We start from the raw sequence: 15429 nt of genomic DNA, 5'->3' as shown, positions 1-15429 counted from the left end.
AAAAGCATAAAAAGGACTGCTGTGCGCTGCTATGCACGGCAGTCCTTTTTGCATAAAAGCTGATTTTCCGTGGCCGGTTAAGCCTGGATATAGAAATCCGACGGTAGTTGTGGTAAAATAAGGCATCCGGGAGCGCCGGGCGCTCCGCTGCAACATAAAAAATGGAGGTTTTCTATGAAAAAGACCTATCGCTCACTCTTTTGCCTGCTTGCAGTGCTGATGCTCAGCGTCAGCGTGCTGCCCTCTGCTTCGGCGCTGTTTTCCAAGAAGCTCTACTATTATGGTGTAGTAGAGGGCGTCAGCCGCACCGTGGAGGGCAAGGTGGAGTCCATTCTGGTGACTGCGGAAGAGCAGGAGACCTATCAGATGATCGTTACCGACAGCACCGTCTGGCAGGACCATGACGAAAAAACCACCTCCGACCCCGCTACCCTTGCGGTAGGCGAGCAGATCTGCGTGGTGCACGACCCGGCTGTGATGATGTCGCTGCCGCCGCAGTCGGTGGCGTACACCGTCATCCGCAACTTCCCCGCAGGCACGGATCTGGAACAGGAAGCTCGGGATGCCGCCTGCCCGGTGAAGAAGTTCTTCGCCGACACCCGCAAGGCCATTTCGGACTGGTTCTACCAGACCATGCCCATCTGAGGGTAAAGCTCCTTCCATAACGCAAAAGATCTGCTGCCCCATACCGGATGCAAGAATATCCGGGCAAAGGGGCAGCAGATTTTTTATGCAAACTCGTGCGGCTTTTTGCGGCAAAAGCACTGTATACCGCTATTTATTTTCGGGGGGGATAACGCGGAAGCGCTTTACCACCTGTTCCAGTGCGCTGATATCCACAGGCTTGGACAGATGCTCGTCCATGCCGGCTTCCTTGCTCTTTTGCATATCCTCAAGGAAGGCGTTGGCGGTCATGGCAAGGATGCCGTTGCCGCAGTAATGCCGCAAACCTGCAAAAACGAGCGGCGGGAGATCTTTTTTATCATACAGATACCTTCTTCACATTATCGGAAGGCAGTACTGCGCAGGTGCAGTAGCGCAGTGCTGCCGTAGCGATTCTTACACACCCCACGGGAACCCCCTACGCTCGCGGCCTGTCCGCACTGGGCATACGCCGATTTTCCCATAAAATGACGATCTTATTGTACCCTTGCAACAAAAGTGTTTCAAACGGTTTTTGAATGTTTTGGCATAGCAAGGGCAGAAAACCGCGTGCTTTGCAGGCATGCGGCATAAAAAAGCCCCTGATGCCGGAGAGCCCGGGATCAGGGGAGATAGTATTCTGGCACGCTGCTTTATTGCAACGGCTCTTTTGCGCGCAGACGCCGACAAGCATCCTCTTTTACAAGCTCGATGACCACCGCCGTCAGGGGGATAAAGAAGATGATGCCGATGATGCCGAAAAGCTCTCCGCCGATCATGGCAGCAACAAGGGTGTACAGCGGCGAAAGCCCCACGGACTTGCCCACCACACGGGGATAGATGAACTGATTTTCAATAAACTGCACGGCAAGGTAGACAATCAGGCAGCGCACCGCCAGCACAGGGTCTACCAACAGCACAAGGAACACGCTGACCACGCAGGAGATCAGCGCACCCACATAGGGGATGATGGCGCAGATGGCGGTAAGTACGCCGACCAGACTGCCGTAGGGGATCTTGAAAACAGAAAATGCAAGAGCCATCAGAACGCCAAGAATCACCGCCTCGCTGCATTGCCCCGTTAAAAAGTTTGCAAAGGACTGCCGGAACAGCCGGCAGAATTTCAGCACCCCGGCGGCGTGGGAGGGCTTCAGGTAGGCGCACACCAGCGTGCGGGCTTGGTGGCCAAGGCTCTCCGTCCCAAGGGACATATAGACGGAGATGATCAGCGCAAAGGAGGCGGTGACTACGATGTTCACCGTGGCAGAGACTGCGCCTACCGCGTTGACCAGCACCGTGTCGATGCTTGCGGTGACCTTGTGCAGCAGCTGCTCCCAGTTGATGCCCTCCAGCCAGCTCATCAGCCAGCTCATATCGGTGCTCTGTGCGCTGAGATAGGCGGTCCAGCGGGGGATATTGGCCTCGATCTGCACATACAGGCTGTGGAAGGACTGCACCAGTTCCGGGATCAGCAGGGTGAGCGCCAGCACCAGCACCAGCACAACACCCAGCAGGGTGATGAAAAAGCTGAGAAGGCGGATGGCTTTCGCCGAGGGCTGCTTTTTGGCCTTGCCGAACAGGCGGTTCAGCCGCTTTTCCAGCCCGGTCATGGGCACGTTGATAAAAAACGCCAGAATGCCGCCTGCCAGAATGGGCAAAACCAGATCTATCAGCTTTACGGCAAAGGCCAGAACGTCAGAAAGCCGCAGCAGCGCTACAAAAAGCGTTACCCCTACAACGGTAACGAGCAGGGATTGTTTTGTTTTTGGTTCCATGAAAAAGTTCCTTTCCCGGAAGATTGTGGCAACAGGCAGCAAAAATACCGCCTGCGGGCTCTTTTTGGTATTGTAATCGGAAGAAAAGGGCTTGTCAAGACGAGGGAAAAGGGAAACGGAACTTTATAAAAGCAGTTTGCGGTAATGTTAGCGGAAGCTTTTCAGCAGGGGAAAAGCGTGGTATACTTGTGCAGAGCAAATTAAAAAATTGAGAGAAACACAGCTCGGAAGGAAAGAGATCATGTCGAAAGATGAATATCTGATCACAGATGCGCCGCTGAAAGCGCTGACGGTTTTTGCAATGCCAATGATCCTTGGCAGCTTTTTTCAGCAGGTCTATAATATGGCAGACTCCATCATAGTCGGCCAGTTTGTCGGCTCCTCGGCACTGGCGGCTGTTGGTGCCTGTGCTGCATTGACCAATGTTTTTATCTGTGTGGCGCTGGGCGCCGGTGTGGGTGCCGGTGTGCTGGTAAGCCGCTATTTTGGTGCCAAAAACTATGGCAAAATGAAAACCATCGTGTCAACGTCCCTGCTCAGCTTTCTGGTTTTGAGCGTTGTCCTTGGCGTTTTTGGCTTTAGCTTTTCCCGTGCTATGATGAGCGGCTTGCAGACCCCCGCCGATATTCTGGAGGACGCGGTGCTGTATCTGCGGGTCTATTTTGTGGGCTTTCCGTTTTTGTTCATGTACAACATTCTTTCCACCATGTTTACCTCCATTGGGGAATCCCGGATCCCGCTGGGTCTGCTGATCTTTTCCTCCGTCCTGAATATTTTTATGGATCTCTGGATGGTGGCGGGGCTTGGCTTGGGGGTGTTTGGCGCAGCTCTTGCCACGTTGATCGCACAGGGCATTTCTGCCGTCTTTTCGTTTTTGATCTTCCTGTACCGGATGCGGCAGTATAAAAGCCCCTTTAAAAGGTTCGACCGGCAGGAGCTGGCTTCCATGCTCCGCATTGCGGTGCCGTCGGTCTTGCAGCAGTCCACCGTGTCCATCGGTATGATGATCGTGCAGGCGGTGGTAAACCCCTTCGGCACACAGGCGCTTGCCGGGTATGCAGCAACGATGCGGGTAGAAAATGTTTTCTCGCTGATCTTTGTCTCCATCGGCAATGCGGTCTCGCCCTATATCTCCCAGAATCTTGGCGCAAAGAAGATCGACCGCCTCAAAAAAGGCTACCACGCTGCGCTGGTGCTGGACCTGTGCTTTGCGGTCATTGCCTTTGCGGTCATTGAAACCCTGCACACCCAGATCTCCTCGCTGTTTCTGGGCAAGGACGGAACGGCGCTGGCCTATCAGGTGTCCGGTGATTATATGCGGTGGCTGGGTTACTTCTTCATCTTCATGGGCATCAAGATGGCGACTGATGGTGTGCTGCGCGGGCTTGGCATCATGCGTCCGTTCCTCATTGCCAATATGGTAAACCTTGCCATTCGACTGTCCGTTGCTCTGATTTGTGCACCGCGCTTTGGCATTGCCTTTGTCTGGCTTGCTGTCCCGGCAGGCTGGCTTGCAAACTTTCTGGTCTCCTATGCGGCGCTCAGAAGATCGTGGCCAACGGAAAATGCAGCGGCACCTCAATAATTTTGTGCAGCGCGGGAGCAGCTGCCTTGTTAAATAATCTACTTATGTTGAAAGCCTTGTATCCAACATTGTCCTGTGGTATGCTGGAGTGGTAATGCAAAAAGAGGAGGATCTTGAAGATGTTACAGTTCCCGCACGAAGATTTCCGGCTGCATGTGGGCTGGCGCACCATCAAAACGGCGATAACGGCTATGCTGGTGGCGGTCGTCTACTGCCTGCTGGAGCGCAACCCGGCGTTTGCCTGCATCGGTGTCATTTTCGGCATTGGCACCGATATGCCGGACTCGATCAAAAACGGCGGCAACCGTATGTTCGGCACCCTCATCGGCGGCTTGCTGGCCATTGCGGTGTTCTGGGTGTATCTGCGGTTTTACCCGCAGGGCGGGCACAGCATGTTATTAGCGCTGCTGCTGGGTGCGGCCATCGTGGTGCTGATTTTGCTGTGCCAGTATTTCTGGCCGGGCGGCGTGCAGCCCGGCGGTGTGGTGCTTTGCATCGTGCTGTTCAGCACGCCGGTGGAGACCTACGTTACCTACTCCCTTAACCGCATCTTTGATACGGCTGTGGGCGTTATTGTAGCGCTTCTGGTCAATTATTTTCTGCCGCGGGAGCGGGTGGTGGCCTGCTGGGAAAAGTTCAAGGGGTTTTTCCGTCCGGTGGAGCATTCCTGATGGAATATCCCGCACTGCGGCGTTTTTACAAAATAGCAAAGGGGCTGCTGCACAGAATCTCACTGTGCGGCAGCCCTTTTCCTGTGCGTGCCCCGGTCTGTTGCAGCGGTTTACTTTTGACAGCAGAAATGCTATGATACCCTTAGAAATGGCAAGGAGGAACTACAATGGGCATTGCAGGGAACGAATGGGGGTTTCAGGTGGGCACACTGCCCAAAGGTGCGCGGGATAAGATCAGCGATGTGCCGGGGGTGACGGTAGGGCACTGCACCTTGGCAGACGGTGCAGTGCAGACCGGCGTAACGGCACTGCTGCCCCACCAAGGGGACGTTTTCCACGAAAAGGTGCTGGCGGCCAGCTATGTCATCAACGGCTTTGGCAAGACCACCGGTCTTGTGCAGATCGACGAGCTGGGCACGCTGGAAACGCCCATCCTGTTTACCAACACCCTCAGCGTGGGCACGGCGCAGACCGCTCTGGTGAAGTATATGCTGGAGAGAAACCCCGACATCTGCGAGACCACCGGCAGCGTGAACCCGGTGGTCTGCGAGTGCAACGACTGCGGCCTGAACGACATCCGGGGGCTTCATGTCACCGAAGAGCACGTCTTTGCCGCGCTGGCAGACTGCAAGGCAGACTTTGCCGAGGGTGCCGTAGGTGCCGGGCGGGGAATGCGCTGCCATGGGCTCAAGGGCGGCATCGGCTCTGCCTCCCGGGTGGTGGAGCTGGACGGCAAGCCCTATACCATAGGTGCACTGGTGCTTTCCAACCACGCGCTGTTCGATGACCTCATCGTGGCGGGCACGCCTATCCATACCCTGCTGAGCGACAGCATCCCGCCCCACGAGGATAAGGGCTCTATCATCACGGTGCTGGCCACGGATATCCCCCTGAGCGAGCGGCAGCTGCGGCGGCTGTGCCGCCGGGCGCTGGTGGGGCTTTCCCGCACCGGGTCTTACTGCGGCAACGGCAGCGGCGAGATCGTCATCGCCTTCACTACCGCTAACCGAATGCCGCATTATTCGGAAAAAGCCCTGCTGCCCATGACCATGCTCCACGATGACGCCATCAACCCCCTGTTCCGGGCGGTGGCAGAGTGCGTGGAGGAAAGCGTGCTCAGCAGCCTGCTCCACGCCGAGACGGTTACCGGCAACCACGGACGGACTTTCCGCAGCCTGACGGAGCTCCTGAAACAAAAAGGCTGAGACCCTGCAATACAGAAAAAAGCCCTGCATCCGGTGCGGGGCTTTTGCTTTGCTCAATAGCGGCGGTGGATCTTTTTGGTGGGCTTGCGGCGGTTCCAGTTGGCGCACAGCAGCCACAAGCCGTAGATCAGGGCGGCGATCAGGCTGAGCACCAGCACCACCTTCAGGTACAGGCTGGTGAAGAACTCCTTCACCTTGTCCACCCCGAACAGCAGCGGGTTGCGGGCTACGTCCTGCCCGGCGATCAGTTCCACCACGCCGATGGTCTCGCCCGCCAGCTTCAGCTCCACCGTGCCCACCACATCGCCCTGCTGGATGGGGGCGCAGACGTAGTCCGGCAGGTGGAAGTATTTCTGGGTCACGGTGCCGTCGCTGGTGGAGGGCAGCAGGGTCATCATGCTGTCGTTGGGGTACAGCTGCAAAGTGTCGGTGTCGGAGGAATACTTTACCGGGATCTCTGCAATGGTCAGGTCGGTGTCCAGCGCAGCCTGAATGGAAAAGCTGTCGAACACCCAGTCCATCAGCTCGACTGTCTCGAACAGGGCAGGGCGGCGGTTGGCGTAGCCAAGGGTATCGCAGCTGTCGGGGCTTTCCATCACGCAGAAGATATAGGTGGCACCGTCCTTGTTGCCCCACGAAACATAGCTCTGGGTGCCGGTATCGTTTTTAAAGGCGGTCACGCTGCACATACCGCCCTGCATGGCGCTGCGGTAGTAGCCGCCGCCGCTGGCTTTGCTCAGCGCGGCGTTCTGGCTGACCAGCACCGAGGAGGAGCGGTGCTTCTCCTTGGCGGGCATGGTAAAGCTGGGCGCACCGGATACCTCCACAAAGGCGTCAAAGCTCATCAGGTAGCGCAAGATCAGGTACATATCCACGGCGCAGGTGGTGTTGCCGCTGTCGATGCCGCAGGCGTCCGTCCAGCTGCTGGCGGTGGTGCCGATACGCTGGGACAAGGTGTTCATCTGCGCCACCCAGCCGTCCAGATCTCCGCCGGAAAGGGTGTACGCCAGACCCATGGCCGCTTCGTTTGCGTTGCGGGTAAGCATGGCGTACATGGCCTCGCGGTAGGTAAAAGTCTCGTTGGAGCGCATATCCGCGTTATTGGTGTTATAAACATAGTCCGAGATGGCAAAGGGCATCTGGAAGGTGTTGTCCAGCTGGTCGGCGTAGTTGGTCAGCAGCACGGCAAGGGTCATATATTTGGTCAGACCGCCGGCCGACACCTGTTTTGTGCTGTCCTTATCATAGACGATGATGTTGGTATCCGTGTTCACGATATAGGCGCTTGCAGCCTGCACCTGATACACCGGGCTGGGGTCGAACATGGCCCCGGCGGGCAGCACAAGGCAGCTGAGCAGGAATACAAGCGAGAGAACCAGTGCAAAAATACGTTTCATGTGGACAATTCCTTTAAAAAGCGATAAAATATACGAGACACGGCTGCGCAGTGCGGCGCGCCGGAAGATCAATTTTGCAGCAAGTGTGCTGTGTTCTATAATAATAACAGGTTTGCCGGGGTGTTACAAGAGCCTTGCGGTGTTTTACACCGTTCTTTCGCTCCGGCAGGGAGGGCAGGAATGGTATATCTAACAGGGGACACCCACGGCGATATCCAGCGCTTCAAGCAGGGCAAACTGCGCTGGCTGGGCAAAAAGGACACCGTGGTGGTGCTGGGGGATTTTGGTTTTGTGTGGGACGGCAGCGCCGCAGAGCGCAAGCGGCTGGACTGGCTGCGCAAGCGCCCCTACACGGTGCTGTTTCTGGACGGCAGCCATGAAAACTACGACCTGCTGGCACAGTACCCGGAGACGGAGCTGTTCGGCGGCAGGGTGCAGAGCCTTGGCGGCAACGTGTACCATGTGTGCCGGGGCAGCGTGCTGGAGCTGGAGGGCAAAAGCTATCTCTGCTTCGGCGGCGCGGAAAGTCAGGATAAGGACGACCGGGAGCCGGGCGTGAACTGGTGGAAGCAGGAGATGCCCAGTGACGCGGAATACGACACCTGCCGCCGCAACTTAGAGGCGGTAGACTACAAGGTAGATTATGTGCTGACCCACGATGCACCAAGCAGATTTTTGGATTTTACCGCCCTTGCCCTTGGCGAGAACAACCGTCTGCACCTGTTTCTGGATGAAATACTGCTCAAACTGACCTACGAAAAATGGTTTTTCGGCTGCTATCACAAGGATGTGCAGCTTTCGACCAAGAGCCGGTGTGTGTTCTGCGATGTCATCCCCATGGGTGAGCGGCGCACCGGGCTGTTCCACCGATAGGAGGGAATATGCAGGTCACGGTAAAACTTGCCACCCGGGAGGGTGCGGCGCACATCAGCGGCATTCTGGCGGGCTTTACCCTGCTGGCAAAGCGCGGGGAGCTGACCCTGCGGGTGCAGGACGTGCGGTAGGGCAATCCCCTTGCCCGGGAAGCGCTGTTGGAAACAGAAATTGACGGCCGCACGGTGGTGTTCGACCTGATGGACGGCTACTTCTACAACGACCCGGCGGCGGTGCTGGCGCTGATTTTGCCGGACAAGCTGACCGGAAAGCGGGCGTATCTGCACCGGATGCAGCACACGGAAATTTGTGTAGCATCTACCGGACTGCACGGCTCTACCGGCTGGAAGCTGGCCGAGTATGTGGCGGCGGGACGCGCTATCGTCACCGAGCCGCTGCGGTACACCCTGCCGGGCGGCTTTGAAGAAGGCAAAAACTATAAAACGTATACCTCCCCGGCAGAGTGCGAGGAGAAGCTGCGGCAGCTGCTGGCAGACCCGGCGGCGATACTGGCTATGGCACAGCACAATGCGGCGTATTATCAGGCATGGCTGCGGCCGGAGCAGCAGGTGCGGCAGGCTTTGCGGCAGCTGGAGAGATAAGGGGGCGGGGTATGGAAAAACAAAAACGGCATAGCGGCTTTGAGGCGATGCGCATTCTCAGTATGGTGATGATCGTTCTGATGCACGGCATCGGGCATGGCGGGCTGTGTTTGCTGGCATATCTGGCAGCTTCGGCGGCGGGGCTGTTCAACCGGATGCTGGCGCTGCGGCTGGAAACCGCCCTGCACCTGAACGGTTTTGTGAATACCGTCAACGGCTATCAGGCACTGGCTACGGTCATCGCCTCGGCAGCAATGTTTTTGTTGTTCCAGAATATCCATATCCGCTCGGACTACTGGCGGCGCTGGGTCTTTCGGCTGGCACCGCTGTCTTTCGGGGTGTATCTGCTGCACGACAGCGATTTTACCCGGGCGCTGCTGTGGCAGTGGGTAGACCTGCCCCGGTTCGGCGGGGCGCTGCTGCCCTCGCTGGCGTACCTGACCGGTGCGGTGCTGCTGGTTGCCGTTGCGGGCTACGCGGCGGATGCCGTGTATCAGCGGCTCTACCGCCTGCTGCACCTGCCCGCACTGGAAACAAAGCTGGAGGCCCTGACCGCCCGCATCCTGCAAAACATTGTTGGGAGCAAAGAAGTGTAAAGAAAAGCGCCGTCGCACGAGTTTTTTGTGCGACAGCGCTTTTTTAGTTCATCGGCCCGGCCTTGTCGAACATCTGCTGCACCTGCGCGGCCAGCAAAGCGTGGGTAGGGCTTTCCAGCAGCGGGTCGGCAGCAAGCAATGCGGCGGCTTCGCTCTGAGCGGCGTGCAGGGTACGGGTGTCGTTCATCAAATCGGCGATCTGTAAGGTGGGCAGGCCGTGCTGACGGCTGCCGAAAAAGTCGCCGGGGCCGCGGGTCTCCAAGTCGTACTGCGCCACAGCAAAGCCGTCGGTGGTGGAGCAGAGGAATTTCAGCCGCTTCTGCACGGCCTCGCTGGTGTTGTCGCTGACAAGGAAGCACCAGCTCTCGGCAGCGCCGCGTCCCACACGCCCGCGCAGCTGGTGCAGGGCGCTCAGGCCGTAGCGCTCGGCGTTTTCGATCACCATCACGCTGGCGTTGGGCACGTCCACGCCCACCTCAATGACGGTGGTGGACACCAGTGCGTCCAGCCGCCCGGCCTTGAAATCCTCCATGACGGCAGCTTTTTCCTTGGGCTTCAGCTTGCCGTGCATCAGCCCCACCCGGCGGTCGGGCAGCAGCGCCTTGGCGATGTCCTCGTAGTAGGTCTTGACGGCGTTCAGCCCGCCGTCCGGCACATCCTCAATGGCGGGGCAGACCAGATACACCTGCCGCCCTTTGTCGATCTCGCTGTCCAGAAAGCGGTACAGGTCTCGTCGCCGCTTGCCGGTGATGCACCGGGTCTTGACCGGCGTGCGTCCGGGGGGCAGCTCGTCCAGAATGGAGATGTCCAGATCGCCATAAATCAGCAGCCCCAGCGTGCGGGGGATGGGGGTGGCGCTCATGACCAGCAGGTGCGGGTTCGCAGCCTTTTCCGCCAGTGCGCCGCGCTGACGCACCCCAAAGCGGTGCTGTTCGTCAATGACGGCCAGCCCCAGCCGGGCAAACTCCACCCCTTCGCTCATCAGGGCGTGGGTGCCCACCACAAGGTCGGCTTCGTCATTGCGGATGGCGGCCAGCGTGGTGCGGCGGGCGGCGGCCTTCATGCCGCCGGTCAGCAGGGCAACCCGCATCCCGAAGGGGGCAAGCAGCCGGTTGAGCCCTTCGGCGTGCTGCGCGGCCAGAATTTCGGTAGGCGCCAGCAGCGCGGCCTGATATCCCGCCCGGATGCACGCCCAGATGGCGGCAGCAGCCACCAGCGTTTTGCCGCTGCCCACATCGCCCTGCAACAGGCGGTTCATGGCGGTATCGCCCGCCATATCGTTTAAAATCTCCTCCACTGCGCGGCGCTGCGCCCCGGTGGGGGCAAAGGGCAGGCTCTGCCAGAAAGGAGCAGGGTCGGCGCGGCGCATGGGTGCCCCGGTGGCGGCAGCGCCCCGGCTGCGCATCCGTCCAATGCCCAATTGCAGCACCAAAAGCTCCTCATAGATGAGCCGCCGCCGCGCCGCTGCGGCCTGTTCCTCGGTGGAAGGGCAGTGGATGGCGCGCACCGCCTCGGCTTTGGGGAGCAGACGGTATTTTTGCAGCATCTCCGGGGGCAGCGGGTCGGGCAGCAGCTCCGCATGGGGCAAAAGCTGCCGGATGCAGCGGGAGATGACGCTGCTGGACAGTCCCTCGGTCTGGGGGTAAACGGCTTCAAAGGGTGCGGCTTGAATCTGCTCGGCGGTGCGCACCTGCGGGTTGACCATCTGGCGGCGCAGCATCCCGCCGGTAACGATGCCCTGAAAATAGTATTCCTGCCCCAGCTGCAATTTTTGGGTGGCGTAGGGGTTATTGAACCATGTGATCTCCAGACTGGCTACATCGTCTCCGGCAGTGATGCGCTCCATGCGCCGCCCACCCGGCAGAATGCGCCCGCCGGGCTTTGCAAATACCTCGGCTTTTACCACACATTCAGTGTCGGCGGGGGCTTCTGCAATGGAGTAGGGCTTGGAAAAGTCGATGTACCGCCGGGGGTAGTGGCACAGCAGGTCTGCCAGCGTCACGATGCCCAGTTTTTCAAACCGCTCTGCGGTCTTGGGGCCGACCCCTTTCAGGTAGCGCACCGGGGTGTCCGGGGTCAGGGTAGTGCGGTTTTCGGTGGGCATGGCGTTTCAGCTCCCTTCTAAGCGTAGTATAGCCATTGTAACACGGACGGGGAACAGATGCAAACACTTTGCCTTTGTGCGGCAGCTGTGGTACACTGGCAGCACAGAAAAAAGAGAGGAGAGAATCGTATGGAAATACGCAATGCGACTATGGACGATCTACACGCCATTGACGCCGTGGAGGCAGCGTGCTTTCCGGCAGCGGAGGCTGCCACGGCAGAAGAATTTGCCGGGCGGCTGGCACACTATGCCGGCCATTTCTGGCTGCTGTTTGAGCAGGGGGAACTGGTAGCCTTTGTGGACGGCTTTTGCACCGACACGCCCGACCTGACCGATGCAATGTACGCAGACGCTGCCCTGCATGATGAAAACGGCGCATGGCAGATGATCTTTGGGGTGAACACCCTCCCGCGCTGCCGCCGCCGGGGCTATGCAGGGCTGCTGCTGCAAAGAGCCATTGCAGATGCCCGCGCGCAGGGGCGCAAGGGGTTGGTGCTGACCTGCAAGGAGAAGCTTTTGCACTATTACGCAAAATTCGGCTTTGTGAACGAGGGCGTTTCCACTTCCACCCACGGCGGGGTGGTGTGGTACCAGATGCGGCTGCGCATCTCATACGGGAACACCCTGCCCACGGAGTTTTGCCGCATGGTGTGAGGGAGAGCGCTTGTGCCGGAGCGTGCGTTTTTCATTATTTTTTGCGGCGCGGAAGAGCCTGTTGCAGCGTCGAATTTTGTTGAAAGGGGCAAAGCAGGGGGTATAATAAAAGGGAGACAAAACAATAGGAGGCATCTGTATGAAACAGTCCACAAGACTTGTGCCCTTGGTGATGTTGCTGCTGTGGATGTTGTTGGCTCTGCCGGCAGCGGCAGCGGCTCCCGAGACTACCGTGCAGCAAAACGGCATCTACACCATCTATTTTGAGACCGGCGGCGGTGTGGGGATCCCGGTGATCGCCAGCACTACCTCTACGGGCAGGCTGAACTCTCTGCCCACCCCCACCATGTCCGGCTATACCTTCGAAGGCTGATATACCGATCAGTTGGAAGGGAACAAGATCACTGTGAACACAGAGTTCGGCGCGGACACCACGATCTATGCGCATTGGGTGCCCAATGCCTCCGACAAGACCCCGGCAGTCACAAAGCCGGGCACTGCATCGACAGACGGCTTTGCGTGGAAGGCGCATGTTGGCACGATGCTGGTGGCAGGTACGATCCTGCTGACCATGGCCGTGCTGTATCTGCGCTGAGACGTTTCGTTCAGAAAAGAGGTTTCTTATGATGAAGTATTCTGCCCAGACGATCCGGCTTCCGGCATAGTACGCCCTGCTGGCACCCGAGGAACAGGCTGCTGCGGGCGCAGTGGTCACCATCACTGCACCGGCAGAGCAGGACGGAAAGCCCTTTGCCCGCTGGAAGGTGGAAGCCGGTGACATCACGCTGGCCGAGGAGACCGCCCGCCAGACCACCTTTGTAATGGGCAGTCTGGATGTTGAGGTGACGGCGTGCTACGACACGAAGGACTCCCCCACCCCCGCCCCCGGCGGCGATGGAGACGGCGGCGGAGCGATCATTGCGTTGGCCGCAGGTGCGGCCGCTGTGGCGGTGGCAGTCGGTGTAGTGACTACTGTGGCACCGGTGGCTGTGCGGGGCAGGATAGAGCTGGCAGATCATACCGTACCGGCCAACGCACGCATCTCGCTGCTGCAATGGCGCAGCAGCAGACCGGCAAGCTTTCTCAGTCCACGACCAGCGACCAGCTGAGCATGACCGCCACCGACAGCCTGAGCGCCCTGCTGCTGGCGGGAATGCCGGACGCAGACCCGGACGCAGAAAACGGCGGCAGCGATGCCCAGAACTACCGGGTGATCGATGCAGGCGTAACGGGACAGACCGCCACAGTGCGTTATTTTGCCGCCGGTACGGCAGACCTTGTGGTGGGCATTTACAGCACCGACAGCAAGCAGCTGCTGGCCAGCGGCACCATACAGGTGGAGTAGACGGAAGAGACCATGGCAGAGATCCCGCTCACCGGCACGCTGCCCCAGTATTTTGTGCTCAAGGTATTTCTGCTGGACACGGAAGAGCACAGCGCCCTGAGCGATACTTATGTCAGCACTTTGTTTACCGAGGAAATGTCTGACCTGAAGGAAGCCAAGGCCAGCGACTTTGACCCGGAACTGGTGGTCAATCTGGACGAGCGGGATGACACGAACTTTGGTGTGGTAAAGGCCGATGTCGCAGTGCTGGACAATGACACGGTGGCACCCGATGAAAACGTCATCACGCAGGACGCCGACAGCTATGTGTATACCGTTGAAAACCCCACCGAGGAGTTCCGGGACCTGCAGGCAGGCGATACCTTTGTTTACCACAGCCCGGAAGGACTGCTGGTGGCCCGTGTGCAGGACATTCAGGAGGAAGGCGGCAAACTTGTCATTACTGGTGACGAGGAACTGGACATCCGGGATGTGTTCGACCTGTTGAAGATCGACAGCGATCAGGACAGCAGCGAATTCCACTATGTGGAGGGCAGTGCAGAGAGCGGCGCGGATGGCAGTGTGACCAGCAACGTGACCGTGCAGGAGTCTGCGATGGTGGATTTCTCGCCCGAGGCGCTGGAGTATACCGGTGAAGGAGCCGATGCCATCCATGCGGCTGCGGACGATGCAGAGGCGGACAACGGCTTTGTGGATGATCTGACGGAAGAAATCGGCAACATATTTGAGACCAAAAAGGACAACAAATCAAAGGGAAATGTCTTTGCGGGTCCTGATGGACAAGGAGTACAAGAAGAAGTATACGGATGATCTGGAATACTCCGTTATGCTGCATGTTGATTCCAGCGTTGCAGTGAATACCATAAAATCACAGACTGCTGCGGACAGCAGGGTGCGGTTTCATTTACTGTCAGCACTCGTCGTACTGTTTTTGCAGATATTGCAGGCACTGGACGGCGTTTTCCGGGGTGGTGTTCTCCAAGGTGGCGAACACATAGGGCTTCTGCTCTTTGGCAAACCGCAGAATGGTGCGGTAATCGCCCATGCCGCCCTGCCCGGCACCGGTGGCAGCCAGCTGCCCGCCGGCATCCTGCCGCAAAAAGTCCTTGAAGTGGATCATGGCCACGTCCTTGCCCAGCAGTTCGATGGCCTCGGCGAACACTTCCTCCCGGCGGTCTACGTTTTCCATGTTCAAAAGGTTCACCGGATCCAGCAGAATTTGCAGATTGGGGCTGCCGATCTCGTCCAGTACAGTGCGGGCGCGGCGGGCGTCATACACGATATGCTTGACCACCGGCTCAATGGCAATGGTCACGCCGTACTGCTCGGCGCAGCGCACCACCGGCTTGAAGTTTTTGATAAAGGTGGCAAGGGCAGCATCGCTGCGGCACGCCGGGCAGAACTTGTACTCTGCGTTGGGTGCACCGGTCTCGGTGCCCACCATGCCGCAGCCCAGCAGGCTGGCAAAACGGATATGCGCGTAGTACTTTTCCTGAATGGCGTGCAGAGCATCCGCATCCGGGTGCGCCAGATTCAGGTAGTTGCCCAGTACCGCGATGTCCAGCTCGTTTTTGGCAAACAGGCGACGCAGATAGGCCGCGTAGCCGGGGGTGAGGGCAGAGGGGGTGTTGGGCACCTCCTTCAGGGATTTGCTTAGTGCCAGATGCACGCAGGAAAAGCCCTTCTGGTGCACCAGCGGCAGCACCTGCTCAATGGGCAGCTTTTCCGCGTCGTGCAGACGCAGACCGAATTGGATCATGCTTGGTTCCTCCTTTGGTTTGGGTGCTTTTTTCCATTATACACCCAAAACGCCCGCGGGGGAACACCTTAGATGTCTTTTGGCAGGTGCTGTTTGTTCCCCCGGGTGGTACCCGACGGCGCAGGTACTACAGAAGTGTGTTATGCAGAGGATGAAATGCTGATTTGTTGGCTTCTTTGTTAGATTATGCCATGATTTCAGGTGATTTTAGGCTGTTTTTG

General features: G+C 58.4%; 20 protein-coding genes. 14 read left to right on the top strand and 6 right to left on the bottom strand.

Translation table 11 applies throughout. From position 1 onward, the window contains the following. The first annotated feature begins 174 nt into the window (after positions 1 to 174). On the top strand, positions 175 to 645 hold the full coding sequence (locus tag ACXPUX_RS12340) for a hypothetical protein (RefSeq protein ID WP_458828557.1): 471 nt from the start codon (positions 175 to 177) through the stop codon (positions 643 to 645). 129 nt (positions 646 to 774) lie between these two features. Here the strand turns inward: ACXPUX_RS12340 and ACXPUX_RS12335 are convergent, their stop codons facing one another. The 3 genes from ACXPUX_RS12335 to ACXPUX_RS12325 all read right to left on the bottom strand — a co-directional run bounded on the left by ACXPUX_RS12335 (position 775) and on the right by ACXPUX_RS12325 (position 2417). Continuing rightward, positions 775 to 948: a hypothetical protein gene (locus ACXPUX_RS12335; RefSeq protein WP_458828556.1), complete on the bottom strand. Its 174-nt coding sequence runs from the start codon at positions 946 to 948 to the stop codon at positions 775 to 777. Continuing rightward, positions 912 to 986, bottom strand: coding sequence for a twin-arginine translocation signal domain-containing protein (locus tag ACXPUX_RS12330; protein ID WP_458831244.1), 75 nt, complete (start codon positions 984 to 986; stop codon positions 912 to 914). The genes ACXPUX_RS12335 and ACXPUX_RS12330 overlap by 37 nt, the downstream gene beginning before the upstream one ends. 309 nt (positions 987 to 1295) lie before the next feature. Further along, positions 1296 to 2417 carry an AI-2E family transporter gene (locus tag ACXPUX_RS12325; protein ID WP_458828555.1) on the bottom strand — a complete coding sequence of 374 codons (1122 nt, stop codon included), beginning with the start codon at positions 2415 to 2417 and terminating at the stop codon, positions 1296 to 1298. Between the two features lie 241 nt (positions 2418 to 2658). Between ACXPUX_RS12325 and ACXPUX_RS12320 the strand changes: the two genes are divergently transcribed. The 3 genes from ACXPUX_RS12320 to ACXPUX_RS12310 all read left to right on the top strand — a co-directional run bounded on the left by ACXPUX_RS12320 (position 2659) and on the right by ACXPUX_RS12310 (position 5878). Then, positions 2659 to 4002, top strand: coding sequence for an MATE family efflux transporter (locus ACXPUX_RS12320; RefSeq protein WP_458828554.1), 1344 nt, complete (start codon positions 2659 to 2661; stop codon positions 4000 to 4002). Positions 4003 to 4121: 119 nt separating this feature from the next. Continuing rightward, entirely contained in the window at positions 4122 to 4673 is a 552-nt protein-coding gene (locus ACXPUX_RS12315; protein ID WP_458828553.1) for an FUSC family protein, read from the top strand. A gap of 167 nt (positions 4674 to 4840) precedes the next feature. Further along, complete coding sequence (locus ACXPUX_RS12310; protein WP_458828552.1) at positions 4841 to 5878, top strand: P1 family peptidase; 1038 nt, start codon at positions 4841 to 4843, stop codon at positions 5876 to 5878. Positions 5879 to 5931: 53 nt separating this feature from the next. Here the strand turns inward: ACXPUX_RS12310 and ACXPUX_RS12305 are convergent, their stop codons facing one another. After that, entirely contained in the window at positions 5932 to 7275 is a 1344-nt protein-coding gene (locus tag ACXPUX_RS12305) for a D-alanyl-D-alanine carboxypeptidase family protein (protein WP_458828551.1), read from the bottom strand. A gap of 180 nt (positions 7276 to 7455) precedes the next feature. Between ACXPUX_RS12305 and ACXPUX_RS12300 the strand changes: the two genes are divergently transcribed. The 4 genes from ACXPUX_RS12300 to ACXPUX_RS12285 are packed head-to-tail and all read left to right on the top strand — an operon-like array spanning position 7456 to position 9346. Next, on the top strand, positions 7456 to 8148 hold the full coding sequence (locus tag ACXPUX_RS12300; protein WP_458828550.1) for a metallophosphoesterase: 693 nt from the start codon (positions 7456 to 7458) through the stop codon (positions 8146 to 8148). 8 nt (positions 8149 to 8156) lie between these two features. After that, a complete protein-coding gene (locus ACXPUX_RS12295) occupies positions 8157 to 8279 on the top strand; it encodes a hypothetical protein (RefSeq protein ID WP_458828549.1) in 123 nt (40 codons plus the stop codon). 27 nt (positions 8280 to 8306) lie between these two features. Beyond that, on the top strand, positions 8307 to 8750 hold the full coding sequence (locus tag ACXPUX_RS12290; RefSeq protein ID WP_458828548.1) for a glycosyltransferase: 444 nt from the start codon (positions 8307 to 8309) through the stop codon (positions 8748 to 8750). A gap of 11 nt (positions 8751 to 8761) precedes the next feature. Beyond that, positions 8762 to 9346 carry a hypothetical protein gene (locus ACXPUX_RS12285; RefSeq protein WP_458828547.1) on the top strand — a complete coding sequence of 195 codons (585 nt, stop codon included), beginning with the start codon at positions 8762 to 8764 and terminating at the stop codon, positions 9344 to 9346. Between the two features lie 43 nt (positions 9347 to 9389). Here ACXPUX_RS12285 and recG read toward each other — a convergent pair whose 3' ends face one another. Then, positions 9390 to 11450 (bottom strand): ATP-dependent DNA helicase RecG, encoded by a 2061-nt coding sequence (gene recG, locus ACXPUX_RS12280; protein ID WP_458828546.1) that lies wholly within the window; start codon positions 11448 to 11450, stop codon positions 9390 to 9392. 129 nt (positions 11451 to 11579) lie between these two features. Between recG and ACXPUX_RS12275 the strand changes: the two genes are divergently transcribed. The 6 genes from ACXPUX_RS12275 to ACXPUX_RS12250 all read left to right on the top strand — a co-directional run bounded on the left by ACXPUX_RS12275 (position 11580) and on the right by ACXPUX_RS12250 (position 14259). Further along, positions 11580 to 12104, top strand: a complete 525-nt coding sequence (locus tag ACXPUX_RS12275; protein ID WP_458828545.1) for a GNAT family N-acetyltransferase — start codon at positions 11580 to 11582, stop codon at positions 12102 to 12104. Between the two features lie 139 nt (positions 12105 to 12243). Beyond that, entirely contained in the window at positions 12244 to 12477 is a 234-nt protein-coding gene (locus ACXPUX_RS12270) for a hypothetical protein (RefSeq protein WP_458828544.1), read from the top strand. Between the two features lie 33 nt (positions 12478 to 12510). After that, complete coding sequence (locus tag ACXPUX_RS12265; RefSeq protein ID WP_458828543.1) at positions 12511 to 12699, top strand: hypothetical protein; 189 nt, start codon at positions 12511 to 12513, stop codon at positions 12697 to 12699. Positions 12700 to 12775: 76 nt separating this feature from the next. Continuing rightward, positions 12776 to 13213, top strand: coding sequence for an InlB B-repeat-containing protein (locus ACXPUX_RS12260; RefSeq protein WP_458831242.1), 438 nt, complete (start codon positions 12776 to 12778; stop codon positions 13211 to 13213). Continuing rightward, complete coding sequence (locus tag ACXPUX_RS12255) at positions 13159 to 13449, top strand: hypothetical protein (RefSeq protein WP_458828542.1); 291 nt, start codon at positions 13159 to 13161, stop codon at positions 13447 to 13449. The genes ACXPUX_RS12260 and ACXPUX_RS12255 overlap by 55 nt, the downstream gene beginning before the upstream one ends. A gap of 12 nt (positions 13450 to 13461) precedes the next feature. Further along, positions 13462 to 14259, top strand: a complete 798-nt coding sequence (locus ACXPUX_RS12250; protein ID WP_458828541.1) for a hypothetical protein — start codon at positions 13462 to 13464, stop codon at positions 14257 to 14259. A 100-nt stretch (positions 14260 to 14359) separates the two neighbouring features. Here ACXPUX_RS12250 and ACXPUX_RS12245 read toward each other — a convergent pair whose 3' ends face one another. Next, positions 14360 to 15208, bottom strand: coding sequence for a sugar phosphate isomerase/epimerase family protein (locus tag ACXPUX_RS12245; protein ID WP_458828540.1), 849 nt, complete (start codon positions 15206 to 15208; stop codon positions 14360 to 14362). Between the last annotated feature and the right edge of the window lie 221 nt (positions 15209 to 15429).

This window comes from Faecalibacterium sp. PGM34 (genome assembly GCF_054456555.1).
This window is presented reverse-complemented; position numbering and strand designations above follow the sequence as displayed.